Source organism: Bacteroides salyersiae, from assembly GCF_031172035.1.
Taxonomy (GTDB): Bacteria; Bacteroidota; Bacteroidia; order Bacteroidales; family Bacteroidaceae; genus Bacteroides; species Bacteroides salyersiae.
In genome coordinates, this window is record NZ_CP133452.1 from 2,367,292 (window position 1) to 2,380,990 (window position 13,699).

The 13,699-nt window shown below is 45.7% G+C and carries 7 protein-coding genes; all 7 read left to right on the forward strand.

The window, feature by feature from the left end:
- Positions 1-66: 66 nt before the first annotated feature.
- Positions 67-3,870, forward strand: a complete 3,804-nt coding sequence (locus tag RB604_RS08580; protein ID WP_055293570.1) for a family 78 glycoside hydrolase catalytic domain — start codon at positions 67-69, stop codon at positions 3,868-3,870.
- A 136-nt stretch (positions 3,871-4,006) separates the two neighbouring features.
- A complete protein-coding gene (locus RB604_RS08585; RefSeq protein WP_055293572.1) occupies positions 4,007-6,097 on the forward strand; it encodes an aceric acid hydrolase in 2,091 nt (696 codons plus the stop codon).
- Between the two features lie 341 nt (positions 6,098-6,438).
- Positions 6,439-8,301, forward strand: coding sequence for a right-handed parallel beta-helix repeat-containing protein (locus tag RB604_RS08590; protein ID WP_055293663.1), 1,863 nt, complete (start codon positions 6,439-6,441; stop codon positions 8,299-8,301).
- Positions 8,298-10,481 (forward strand): alpha-L-rhamnosidase-related protein, encoded by a 2,184-nt coding sequence (locus RB604_RS08595; protein WP_007478649.1) that lies wholly within the window; start codon positions 8,298-8,300, stop codon positions 10,479-10,481. The genes RB604_RS08590 and RB604_RS08595 overlap by 4 nt, the downstream gene beginning before the upstream one ends.
- Positions 10,482-10,507: 26 nt before the next feature.
- Positions 10,508-11,440, forward strand: coding sequence for an aldo/keto reductase (locus RB604_RS08600; protein WP_021935378.1), 933 nt, complete (start codon positions 10,508-10,510; stop codon positions 11,438-11,440).
- Positions 11,441-11,476: 36 nt separating this feature from the next.
- Positions 11,477-12,403 carry an amidohydrolase family protein gene (locus RB604_RS08605; RefSeq protein WP_055293574.1) on the forward strand — a complete coding sequence of 309 codons (927 nt, stop codon included), beginning with the start codon at positions 11,477-11,479 and terminating at the stop codon, positions 12,401-12,403.
- Positions 12,404-12,450: 47 nt separating this feature from the next.
- The gene (locus RB604_RS08610; protein WP_055293576.1) at positions 12,451-13,467 is read left to right on the forward strand and encodes a zinc-binding alcohol dehydrogenase family protein; all 1,017 of its coding nucleotides are present in this window, start codon (positions 12,451-12,453) and stop codon (positions 13,465-13,467) included.
- Positions 13,468-13,699 lie beyond the last annotated feature (232 nt).

Here is a 13,699-nt window from a genome sequence, read left to right on the forward strand (position 1 = left end):
ACTACTTGACTACTTGACTACTTAACTACTTAACTACTTTCTTGACTTTTTATAAAACATCGAATTATGAACAAATTTTTTTATTCCCTCTCTTTGCTATTGTTTTTTTTTCTATGTGAAGAGTTACGGGCGGATACGGTTATTACAGAAATCAGAACAGAGCAGTTAGTGGCACCGGTGGGTATCGATGCTCCGGCTCCCCGTTTGAGTTGGCAAATTACGTCGACGGAGAGAAATGTAATGCAAACGGGTTATCATATTCTGGTGTCTTCTTCACCGGAAAAATTAAATAAGAACGAAGGAGATCTTTGGGATTCCGGCAAAGTGCAGAGTGAGGATTCTCAATGGGTACCTTATGCCGGAAAGCAATTGAAAAGCAACATGCGTTGTTATTGGAAAGTAAAGAGTTATACTACTGCCGGTGAAACCCCGTGGAGCACCTCTTCCATGTGGACTATGGGGTTGCTTTCGGAAAACCGTTGGAAAGGTGTTTGGATCGGTATGGATAAAGCTTTCGAGTGGGATAGCGAGACACAATGGAGCAGATTGAGTGCGCGTTATCTTCGTAAAGAGTTTATGGTGGGCAAACCGGTAAAGCAGGCCACTATCCACATTGCCGGACTGGGATTGTACGAACTGTTTATAAACGGGCAAAGAGTAGGAGAGCAAGTATTGGCACCGGTTCCTACAGATTACCGTAAAACGATTCTTTATAATAGTTTTGATGTCACTTCATTGCTTACACAAAATAAAAATGCGATTGGCGTGACATTGGGTAACGGTCGTTTCTATACGATGCGTCAGAATTACAAACCTTATAAGATCGCTAATTTCGGATACCCTAAAATGCGTCTTAATCTGATCGTGGAGTATGAGGATGGCAGTTCGGAAACCATTGCCAGTGATTTAAGTTGGAAACTGACGGCTGACGGTCCTATCCGCAGTAATAATGAATATGATGGCGAAGAATATGACGCCCGTAAAGAAATGGATGGCTGGAATAAGATAGGATATGATGATGCGTCGTGGTTGCCTGTTCAACGGGTGAGTGTTCCCACAGGTACATTGCGGGCGTCCATGACGCCTAATATGAAAGTGGTAGATCGTATCACCCCTGTGGCCATTCATAAAATCGGTGAAAAGTATATCTTGGATATGGGACAAAATATGGCCGGCTGGATACGAATGAAAATAAAAGGGGCGGCAGGAGACAGCATCCGGCTTCGTTTTGCCGAGTTATTACAACCCGACGGTGAATTGTATATGGACAATCTGCGGGATGCCCGGGTGACTGATACGTATATATGCCGGGGGATTGAAAAAGAAACGACATGGGCACCTCGCTTTGTTTATCATGGTTTTCGTTATGTGGAGGTGACGGGGTATCCCTCTCCCGAGTTAACTGATTTTACAGGTGAAGTAGTAAGTGACGAGATGGAGCATTTGGGAACTTTCTCTTGTTCTGACAGTATGTTGAATCGGATTTACAGGAATGCTTATTGGGGGATTCTATCCAATTATAAAGGAATGCCGGTCGACTGTCCGCAACGTAATGAACGTCAGCCTTGGCTGGGCGATCGGGTAATGGGATGTTGGGGAGAAAGCTATCTGTTCGGGAATGGTCCGTTATATGCCAAATGGGCAAAAGATATTTGTGATGCCCAACGTGAAGACGGTTGTATCCCTGATGTGGCTCCGGCTTACTGGAATTATTATTCGGATAATATGACGTGGCCCGCAGCTCTTTTACTTTCTTGTGATATGATGTATACGCAGTATGGCAATAAACAGCCGATAGAAAGGCATTATGATGCCATGAAACGTTGGTTGAAACATATGCGTGAGGAGTATATGACGGAGGATTTTATTCTGACAAAAGATAAATATGGCGACTGGTGCCTTCCACCGGAATCATTAGAATTGATCCATAGTCGGGATCCAGAGCGTAAGACGGACGGCTCATTGATTGCAACGGCCTATTATCTGAAGATGTTACAACTGATGCATCGTTTTGCTTCAGTGCAGGGCTTGGAAGAAGAAGCCCGCCAATGGGGAGCATTGGAACGGAAGATGAAAGATGCTTTCAATGCCCGTTTCTTGACAGTAAAAACGGGAACTTCACCCGTGCCAGGTCATCCGCTTTATCCGGATAGCATTTATTATGGCAATAATACAGCTACTGCCAATATCTTGCCTTTGGCTTTCGGGCTGGTACCGAAACCATATATACCGGAAGTAGTAAAGAATGTGGTGACTGCTATCATTACCAAAAATGGGGGGCATATCTGTTGCGGAGTGATCGGAGTACAGTGGTTATTGCGTGAGTTGACTCGGAAAGGTTATGCCGATGTCGCTTATTTGCTTGCTTCAAACCGGACTTATCCCAGTTGGGGATATATGGCGGAACAAGGAGCTACCACTATCTGGGAGTTATGGAATGGAAATACGGCTCGTCCGGAGATGAACAGTGGCAATCATGTTATGTTGTTGGGCGATTTACTTTCTTGGTGTTACGAAAGTTTGGGAGGAATCCGGAGTAGCCGTCAGCAGGTCGGTTTCAAGCAGATTGTGATGAAGCCCGGTTTTGAGATACAGGGTGTGAGCCGGGTGAATGCTTCTTATAAAACTCCTTACGGGGTGGTGGAGAGCCATTGGAACAAGACGCTGACTCATCTGCAATGGGACATCACTATTCCTGTCAATACCACGGCTGAAGTCTACTTTCCCGATGGAAAAGTGGAGACATTGGGGTCAGGGACTTATCATTACGATGTGGAGATACCTACCCGGCACAAGGCTATTTTGAAGGATCAGTTCTTGTATGAACAAGCCGCCTTTCCCGAATGTCATGGAGCAACTGTTGCCGAGACTCCGAAAGGAGATCTGGTAGCTGCCTTTTTTGGCGGAACGAAGGAAAGGAATCCTGATTGCTGTATCTGGGTTTGCCGAAAAGTAAAGGGAAGTGATGTGTGGACGCCTCCGGTAAAGGTGGCTGATGGGGTAATTACACCGACTTTGCGTGAAGCCTGCTGGAATCCTGTGTTGTTTCAACTACCGAAAGGCGAGTTGATGCTTTTTTATAAAAGGGGAGATAAGGTAGCCAACTGGACGGGATGGCTGATACGTTCTAAAAACGGTGGCAAAACTTGGAGTTCTCCCGAGAAGTTGCCGGACGGTTTCTTGGGACCAGTGAAGAACAAGCCCGAATATATCAATGGACGCATTATCTGTCCTTCGAGTACAGAAGGTGAGAACGGGTGGAGAATTCATTTTGAAATTTCGGACGACCGGGGGAAGACTTGGCGTAAAGTAGGACCATTGGAAGCTGATCTGGCTTTATTGACCCAGCATCAGGGAGGGAGTAATGCCGGTAAAGCAGAAGAGGAAGATGATCCGGAAGGCGGAGAGGTGGTTCGTGACAAGAATCTGAAACCTATTTATGCTATTCAGCCGAGTTTGTTGAAGCATAAAGACGGTCGTCTACAAATCCTTTGCCGTACCCGGAACGGAAAATTAGCGGAAGCCTGGAGCGCAGACAATGGGGACTCATGGACGAAGCTGCGGTTGACGGAGGTGGTTAACAATAACTCCGGTACGGATGCTGTCACGTTGAAAGACGGTCGTCACCTGTTAGTATATAACGATTTCGGAGCACTGCCGGGAACCCGTAAAGGAGTACGTACTCCTTTGAGCGTTGCTATTTCCGAAGATGGAATGACTTGGGATGCTGCGGTTGTATTGGAAGATAGCCCGATAAGCCAGTATTCTTATCCGTCCGTGATTCAAGGTAAGGATGGTAAGGTCCATATTGTATATACCTGGCGACGCCAGCGAATTAAATATGTAGAATTAGACGTCGATCAATTATAATAAAAATAAAGCCTCTCCCCAACCCTCTCCGTGGGAGAGGGAGCTAAGTTGGTTTTGTAACTAATTAATAAACAAGAGTATCTGTACTCCCTCTCCGACGGAGAGGCTTGGGGAGAGGCTTCTAAACTTTATAGATATGAATACGAAGATTTTAAAGGGAACATTGCTTTGTGCTTGCGTACTGACAACCGGTGCTTTCGCTCAAAGCTCCGGTTTGATAGACATGAGTGAAAGTAAATATGCAGGTATTACCAATGTCCCTCTCGATGCGACGAAATGGACAGACGGTTTTTGGAAAGAACGTTTCGGGGTGTTTAGCCATACGAGTCTGCAAAGTATGTGGAATACATGGAATAATCCGGATGTAAGTCATGGCTTTCGTAATTTTGAGATAGCTGCCGGAACATGCGAAGGTGAGCATTGGGGACCACCTTTTCACGATGGCGATTTGTATAAATGGCTGGAAGGGGTAGCTGCCATATATGCCGTCAATAAAGATCCGGAATTGGACAAGCTGATGGATCATGTGATCGGAACCATTGTGAAAGCACAACGTGCTGATGGGTATATCCATACTCCGGTGATTATCGAAGAACGGAACAAGGGAATCGATTCGCATTCGGAGGCGCATCGGCAGGCGGTGATCGGTACGAAAGTAGGAGATGAAGATGAGAAAGGGGCTTTTGCCAACCGTCTGAATTTCGAGACATATAATTTGGGACATCTGATGATGGCGGGAATCGTTCACTACCGTGCTACCGGAAAACGTACATTGTTTGATGCTGCCGTTAAAGCGACCGATTTCCTTTGCCATTTTTATGAAACGGCTTCGGCTGAATTGGCACGTAATGCTATTTGCCCTTCTCATTATATGGGTGTAGTGGAAATGTATCGTGCAACGAAAAATCCCCGGTATCTGGAGCTTTCCCGGAATTTGATAAATATTCGCGGCATGGTTGAAAACGGGACGGATGACAATCAGGACCGTATTCCTTTTCGTGCCCAGAAGCAGGCAATGGGGCATGCCGTCCGTGCCAATTATCTGTATGCGGGTGTTGCCGATGTATATGCGGAGACAGGCGAGAAGCTCTTGATGGAGAATCTCGAAAGTATCTGGAAGGATATTACTTCCCGTAAAATGTATATCACCGGTGCATGTGGGGCCCTTTATGACGGGACCTCACCGGATGGCACTTGTTATGAGCCGGATAGCATACAGAAAGTACATCAAAGCTATGGCCGTCCCTACCAACTGCCCAATAGTACGGCACACAATGAAACTTGTGCAAATATAGGTAATCTGCTTTTCAATTGGCGTATGTTTCAGACCAGTGGTAATGCCCGATATGTCGATATTGTAGAAAACTGCCTTTACAACAGCATATTGAGTGGTATCAGCTTGGATGGAAAACGTTATTTCTATACCAATCCGTTACGGATCAGTGCCGATCTGCCTTATACTCTTCGCTGGCCGAAGCAACGGACGGAATATATCAGTTGTTTTTGCTGTCCTCCCAATACGCTCCGTACCTTGTGTGAAGTTCAGAATTATGTTTATACGCTGAGCGATGAGGGCGTTTGGTGCAATCTGTATGGTGGCAGCGAACTCGATACCGAATGGATGGGAAATCATATTCAATTATTACAAGAGACAGATTATCCTTGGGATGGTGCAGTTAGTATTACGCTGAAAGAGGTGCCGGAGAAGAAACCGTTGTCTCTCTTTTTACGTGTGCCGGAATGGTGTACGAAAGCTACGTTAGCAGTGAATGATGTTCCCGTTACGACCGATTTGAAAGCCGGTACGTATGCCGAAATAAAACGTATTTGGAAGAAGGGAGACCGGGTAGCGTTTGTGATGGGTATGGAACCGGTTTTATTGGAATCGCATCCATTGGTGGAGGAAACGCGCAATCAAGTGGCTGTCAAACGTGGCCCTGTGGTATATTGTCTTGAAAGTATGGATGTCGAAGCCGGAAAAAGGATCGATGATATTCTGATTCCTGCCGATATAAAGTTTTCTCCTGTCAAAACGGAAATTGCGGGAAGCCGGGTTACTGTGCTCGACGGTATCGCTCATTCTGTAGACAGTGATTCATGGGAAGGTAAACTATATCGCAAGGTGGCGGAGAACGGTGATCGGATTCCTATCCGCTTGATTCCCTATTATGCCTGGGGCAATCGGGGAGAAAGTGAAATGACTGTCTGGATGCTTTTAGAACGATAAACCCCTCCTTCTATATGGATGATATTTAAGCCGGAGTACTTGGTATTCCGGCTGTATATACTATGAAATTACCACATATTATACTGCAAAACTATTGCAAGTACGGCATAGCGTTGCCGTAAGCACGGTGCATACCTGTTGCAAGGACGGTGTATACTTGCTGTAGGAACGGTGCATACTTGTCGTAAGCACGGTTCATACTTGTCGTAAACACGGTGTTTACCTGCTGTATGCATTGTATCGGGTTTGGTTCATTGGCTAACTTATCGAATCGTTTCGTAAAAGTGATTACAAAATCGGTCTTTTTTCGTCTTCTTTTTATAACAATGAACTCTAAAAATATGAAATATCAATTGTCTATTTGCATTGGAATTCTTTTGGGGCTTTTTTCTTCCTTATCCTCCGCATTTGCCGGAGAGATATGGGTGTCTCCTCATGGAAACGATCTTAATACGGGAACTCGGCAAGCTCCGGTATTGACCCTGACTCAAGCACTGAAACAGGCGCGTGAATGGCGCCGCTTGTCCGATCCGGCTATAGCCGATGGTATCCATATCTGTCTGGAAAATGGAGCATATCCTTTGTCAGAGCCGATTTTTCTTCGTCCGGAAGACAGCGGTACGGCCGATTCGCCTACTATTATTCGAGGAATGGGAGAGGAGGCTTCCGTGTTACATGGTGGCATGTCTATCACCCGTTGGAAAAAGCAAGGTAAACTATGGGTAGCCGATGTTCCTGAGTTTAATGGGTATCCTTTGGATTTTCGGCAGCTTTGGATAAACGGTAAGAAAGCAATCCGGGCACGTGATGTTTCTGATTTTGAAAAGATGTATCGTATCTTAAGTAATGATCCTGTCAATGAAATTCTTTGGGTTCCTACGGCTGCGGTGAAAAAGATACTGAAGGCTCCCCGTCCGGAGATGGTATTGCATGAGATGTGGTGTGTAGCCTATCTGCGTATAAAGTCGATTGAAGTACACGGAGATTCGGCTGCGGTTCGTTTTCACCAACCGGAGAGCCGTATCCAGTTTGCTCACCCGTGGCCGCGTCCTATGGTCACTACGGACGGACACAACTCGGCATTTTATCTGACCAATGCAAAAGAACTTTTAGACGAACCGGGAGAATGGTTTCATGATATTTATTCCCGTAAGGTATATTATTATCCACGTTCCGGTGAAGATATGAGCCGGGCGGAAGTAATTGTTCCTGCATTGGAGACTCTGGTCCGGGTAGAAGGTACACTCGACCGGCCGGTGGAGAATATCCGCTTTGATAATCTTACTTTCGGATATACCACTTGGATGCGTCCTTCCCTTAAGGGACACGTCCCTTTGCAGGCCGGCATGTATCTGACGGATGCTTATAAACTCCGGCCTCAGATGATCCGCGATTACCGGAACCATAAATTGGATAATCAAGGGTGGTTGGGACGTCCTGCTGCCGCAGTACAGATCCATGCAGGGCACTTCATCGATTTCTTGGATTGCTCTTTTGAACATCTCGGCTCAACAGCTTTGGATTATAAGATGGGAACGTACGGCGGAAAAGTAGAAGGATGTCTTTTTCGCGATATTGCAGGAAACGGATTAGTAGCCGGTAGCTTCTCTCCCGCCGGACATGAGACGCACTATCCTTATGATCCTGCCGACCGTCGTGAACTTTGTACCCATTTGCAGGTCATGAACAACTATTTTACCGATGTCACTAACGAAGATTGGGGATGTCTGGCTATCTGTGCCGGCTATGTGGCCGATATTAATATCGAGCACAATGAAATTTGTGAAGTTTCTTATTCGGGCATCAGTCTGGGATGGGGATGGACGCAAACTGTGAATTGTATGCGTAACAATCGGGTACATGCCAACTTGATTCATCATTATGCCAAACATATGTATGATGTTGCCGGTATCTATACGTTGGGGGCACAGCCCAAAAGTTACCTGACGGAAAACTGTGTTCACAGTATTTATTCACCCGGTTATGCACACGATCCGAATCATTGGTTTTATCTGTATACAGACGAAGGTTCTTCTTTTATTACAGTAAAAGACAACTGGACAGAGAGCGAAAAGTTTCTGCAGAACGCCAACGGTCCCGGTAATGTGTGGGAGAATAACGGTCCGATGGTGTCTGACAGCATCCGGAGAAATGCCGGCCTGACTGAAAAATATAAATACTTAATAAAAAAAGCCGACCGATGAAAAAGATAATAAGTTTTGTGGGGATTGCGTTCTATGTTGCTGTATTGCAGGCACAGACTTGGATATGGTACCCCGGCGATTATGAAATATGGCTGGGTAACCGGATGAACAACCGCCGGACGGAGAGAGGAGCTTTTTTCCCGCCTTTCTGGAAGACAGACAGTCATTATGTGGTGATCGAGTTTAGCAAGCAGGTGGATTTGGAACGTGCTGAAAACATATTCATTACGGCTGAAGGAAAATACAATGTGAAACTGGATGGCAAACTACAGTTCGGTATGCCGTCCACTTTGACACTTCCGGCCGGAAAACACAATTTGAATATCAAAGTCTGGAATCAGGCAACTCCTCCCGCCATTTATGTCGAAGGAAAGACTATCCATTCCGATTCTTCCTGGAAAGTTACTTATGAGGATAAAGAGTGGATTGACGAGAGTGGAAAAGCCAGTGATACTTCGGCCACTGTTTACATGAATGCCGGATACTGGAACTTTGACCGGGCCGATCAGCGTCCTTCTCAGTTTATGCTGTGTCGGGAACCGTTGCAGGCCGTTTCCCGTGAAAAGAGTTCAAAAGGGGAACTGCTCGATTTCGGGAAAGAAACCTTTGGCTATATAACGTTTAAGAATCTTTCCGGAAAGGGGAGTTTAAGCCTTTATTATGGTGAAAGTAAAGAGGAGGCGCTGGATACGGCGTATTGCGAAACGCTTGACAGAATCCAACTCCGGGCAGGCAAAGTAATTGATTTGGCTACTAACGAAATTTCCGCCGCAGGAGATTTCTGTTTGGGTAATTCCAAAGCGTTCCGCTATGTATATATAGAGAAAGAACCGGACGTACAATTCGATAATGTGGGAATGGAATACGAATATCTTCCCGTTGAATATCGCGGGGCTTTCCGTTGCAACGATGAAGAAGTCAACCGTATCTGGGAGGTAGGTGCGTACACAATGCATCTCACTACCCGTGAATTCTTTATCGACGGCATTAAGCGTGATCGCTGGGTATGGAGCGGGGATGCGATTCAGAGCTATTTGATGAATTATTACCTGTTTTTCGACAGCGATGCAGTGAAACGTACTATTTGGTTACTGCGCGGAAAAGATCCGGTGACCAGCCATTCCAATACCATCATGGATTATACTTTTTATTGGTTTCTGAGTATTTATCATTATTATATGTATACCGGAGACAAAGCTTTTGTGGCTCAAATCTATCCGCGTATGCAGACGATGATGGAGTATGTGTTGGGGCGTACCAATGAGAATGGTATGGTGGAAGGATTGGCTGGCGACTGGGTTTTTGTAGACTGGGCAGACGGGTATTTGGATAAGAAGGGGGAACTTTCGTTTGAACAGATACTTTTATGCAAAAGTCTGGAAACGATGGCACTTTGCGCACGTTTACTCGATCAGCAGGACGACCGGGACAGATATTCCGGCATGGCAACTTCCCTCCGTGCAAAACTGGAACCGTTCTTTTGGGATGACACTCGGAAAGCAATGGTACACAATCGTATCGATGGCATTCAAAGCAAATCCGTAACCCGGTATTCCAATATGTTTTCTGTTATTTTCGGGTATTCGGATGCCGGGAAGCAGGAAGACATTAAACAGAATGTATTGCTCAATGACTCTATATTGAAGATAACTACCCCTTACATGCGGTTTTATGAGTTGGAAGCCTTGTGCGCTTTGGGCGAACAGGAACTTGTAATGCAGGAGATCAAGGATTATTGGGGTGGAATGTTACGCGAGGGAGCCACCTCTTTTTGGGAGAAGTACAATCCGGAGGAGACCGGTACACAGCATCTTGCCATGTATGGACGTCCTTACGGAAAAAGCCTTTGTCATGCATGGGGAGCCAGTCCCATTTATCTGTTGGGAAAGTATTACTTAGGAGTTACTCCCGAGGAAGCAGGATACCGTGAGTTTCGTATCGCTCCCAACTTGGGAGGTCTGAAATGGATGGAAGGAAGTGTACCTACTCCGAACGGTGATATCTCGGTCTATATGGATACCAGTCACATCAAAGTGAAAGCCGGAGAAGGGAAGGGATATTTATACTTTACATCGCGAAAGACTCCTAAATCGAATATCGGAAAAGTCGAGAAGTTGGGCGGTAATCAATACCGTCTTCGGATCGATACGAAGGATGAAGTACGGGTAAGTTACCGTTGAAACCAAATTTTACAAACTGAATAGTGATGAAACAATATGAAATCGGAAAAACCGGAATGAAGGTATCAAACCTCAGCTTCGGAGCCTCATCCCTGGGCGGGGTATTTCACAATGTCCGTGAAGCAGAGGGGATAAAAGCTGTACACACGGCGGTCGATAATGGGATGAATTTTATTGACGTATCGCCCTATTACGGACATTATAAGGCGGAAATTGTATTAGGAAAGGCGCTGAAAGATATTCCGCGTGATAAATATTACTTGTCTACTAAAGTGGGACGTTACGGGAAGGATGGAGTAAATCTGTGGGATTATTCGGCGAAACGTGCGATAGAGAGCGTATACGAAAGTATGGAACGTCTTCATGTCGATTACATCGATTTGATAAATGTGCACGATGTGGAGTTTGCGGATATGAGACAGGTGGTCAATATTACTCTTCCGGCTTTGGTGGGGCTTCGTGAGAAAGGTGTTGTCGGTCATGTCGGTATTACGGATTTGCAGTTGGAGAATCTCAAGTGGGTGGTTGATTGTGTGCCCGAGGGCACGGTAGAAAGTGTGCTCAGTTTTTGCCATCATTGTCTGAACGATGACCGGCTGACCGAATTCCTGGATTATTTTGAGTCTAAACAGGTTGGTGTCATTAATGCTTCCCCTCTTTCGATGGGGTTGCTTTCCAAACGGGGAGTACCGGATTGGCATCCGGCCCCAAAACGTCTGGTCAAGGCTTGTCAGAAAGCGGTGGCGCATTGTGAAAGCAAAGGGTATCCCATTGAGAAACTGGCTATACAGTTTGCTGTTAGTAATCCGCGTATTGCGACCACTTTATTCAGTTCGGCCAACCCGGATAATGTTTTAAGGAATATCGCTTTTGCCGAAGAGCCCATTGATTGGGATTTAGTAAGGGAGGTTCAGGAAATTATTGGCAATCAGCGTTATGTGAGTTGGGCCAATTCGTAATCGGAAACTGAAACAGGAATAAGATAAACCTGCAATATGAATGATCTGAGAATTATAGATGCCCACTCTCATTTGTGGCTGAAACAAGACACGGTAGTGGACGGGATGCGTATACGTGCATTGGCTAATGGCCGTTCGGAGTTTATGGGAGAATTGCGGCAGATGCTTCCTCCTTTCATGATCGACGGGAAAAATACGGCAGAAGTCTTTTTGTCGAATATGGATTATGCACAGGTATCGGCTGCCGTAGTGACACAGGAATTTATTGACGGGTTTCAAAATGAGTATCTGCGTGAAGTTTCCGCTTTGTATCCCGATCGTTTTTTCGTTTGCGGGATGTGTGAGTTCCGTCGTCCCGGTTTCTATGAAGAAGCCCGGCAACTGATCGATTCCGGTTTTAGAGCAATTAAGATTCCTGCCCAACGCTTATTGACTCCGAAAGGGCGTGTTTATCTGAATACGGACGAGATGATGAAAATGTTTCATCTGATGGAGAGGAAAAACATCCTTCTTTCGATTGATCTGGCGGATGGAGCTTTACAGACGGAGGAACTTCGGGAGGTCATTGCCGAATGTCCCGATCTGAAAATAGCGATCGGACATTTTGGCATGGTGACCCGTAAAGATTGGAAAGAGCAGATCCGGCTGGCTTCTGCCCCGAATGTCCGGATTGAATCGGGAGGAATCACTTGGCTGTTCAATGATGAGTTCTATCCGTTCACCGGTGCCGTGAGAGCCATAAAAGAAGCTGCCGGTCTGGTGGGGATGGAAAAGTTGATGTGGGGATCGGATTATCCCCGTACGATTACTGCGATAACGTATCGCATGTCATACGATTTTATCTTGAAATCGGATTTGTTTACAGAGGAGGAGAAAGTTCTTTTCTTGGGGCGGAATGCTGAGGCTTTTTATGGTTTCAAGAATCTGAAAAAACTGCCTTATATAAAGAACATGTCGGAATGAGAAGCTTCGGATAAGTTAACATAGTAAGCATAAAATAGAAAAATAGAATGAAAGCAATACAAATCAGTGCGCCCGGAGAACTTGGAGTGGTGGACATAAATACACCGGTGCCGGGGGAGGATGAAGTTCTTCTTAAAATAAAGTATGTCGGTTTCTGTGGCTCCGACCTCAATACCTTTTTAGGGAAAAACCCGATGGTACGGTTACCGATCATTCCCGGACACGAAGTCGGGGCGGTGATCGAAGCGGTAGGCAAAAGTGTCCCGGCCGGTTTGGAGCCGGGTATGAGTGTGACGGTAAATCCTTATACCAATTGCGGTAAATGTGCATCTTGCCGGAATGGAAAGGTGAATGCTTGCCGGTATAACGAAACTTTTGGTGTACAACGTGACGGAACGATGTGCGAATATGTTGCTGTGCCTTGGACTAAAGTGATTCCTGCTATCGGCCTTTCACCCCGTGATTGTGCGTTGATCGAACCGATGAGTGTCGGTTTCCATGCGGTATCGCGTGCACAGGTAACCGATAACGACACGGTAATGGTGATCGGATGCGGTATGATTGGTTTGGGGGCTGTGGTAAGAGCGGCTTTGCGGGGTGCTGATGTGATAGCTGTGGATGTAGATGACGAGAAACTGGCTTTGGCCGCCAGGCTTGGAGCGACTCACGGCATCAATTCGAAGACAGAAGATGTGCATGCCCGCTTGATGGAACTGACCGGAGGTTCCGGTCCGGATGTGGTAATCGAAGCGGTAGGTAGTCCGGTCACCTATGTGATGGCAGTCGATGAAGTTGCTTTTACGGGAAGGGTTGTCTGTATCGGTTATGCTAAAAACGAGGTGGCGTTTCAAACCAAATATTTTGTTCAGAAGGAATTGAATATTTGCGGATCGCGCAATGCTTTACCGGCCGACTTCCGTGGAGTAATCAACTTGTTGAAGAAAGGAAATTTCCCGACCGACCGATTGATCTCCAAAGTAGTGAAACCCGAACTTGCTTTGCAAGCCATGCAAGAGTGGATAGAAGCACCGGGTAAAATATTCCGCATTCTGGTAGAATTTTGAACAGGGACAAAATGTATATGGATAAATTGCTCATAAACAAAGCCTTGATTAGACTGTTTGCCATTATATAGGAATTATTGATCGGTATAATACGAGAGGGTGTAACATTTGTTATATCCTCTTTTTTATGCCTATAGGTCAAAAAAATGCCCTCTTTCTACTAAATATTCCTCCATCGCTTCTCGTAAATTACAGACCTTTGCGACATAATCAATTTAGTATTGTTAACATG

What these genes read in the sequence shown, in the direction of transcription:
- RB604_RS08590 (WP_055293663.1), top strand. Translation starts at nt 6,439, where the DNA reads ATGAAATATCAATTGTCTATTTGCATTGGAATTCTTTTGGGGCTTTTT.
- RB604_RS08610 (WP_055293576.1), top strand. Translation starts at nt 12,451, where the DNA reads ATGAAAGCAATACAAATCAGTGCGCCCGGAGAACTTGGAGTGGTGGAC.
- RB604_RS08595 (WP_007478649.1), top strand. Translation starts at nt 8,298, where the DNA reads ATGAAAAAGATAATAAGTTTTGTGGGGATTGCGTTCTATGTTGCTGTA.
- RB604_RS08600 (WP_021935378.1), top strand. Translation starts at nt 10,508, where the DNA reads ATGAAACAATATGAAATCGGAAAAACCGGAATGAAGGTATCAAACCTC.
- RB604_RS08585 (WP_055293572.1), top strand. Translation starts at nt 4,007, where the DNA reads ATGAATACGAAGATTTTAAAGGGAACATTGCTTTGTGCTTGCGTACTG.
- RB604_RS08605 (WP_055293574.1), top strand. Translation starts at nt 11,477, where the DNA reads ATGAATGATCTGAGAATTATAGATGCCCACTCTCATTTGTGGCTGAAA.
- RB604_RS08580 (WP_055293570.1), top strand. Translation starts at nt 67, where the DNA reads ATGAACAAATTTTTTTATTCCCTCTCTTTGCTATTGTTTTTTTTTCTA.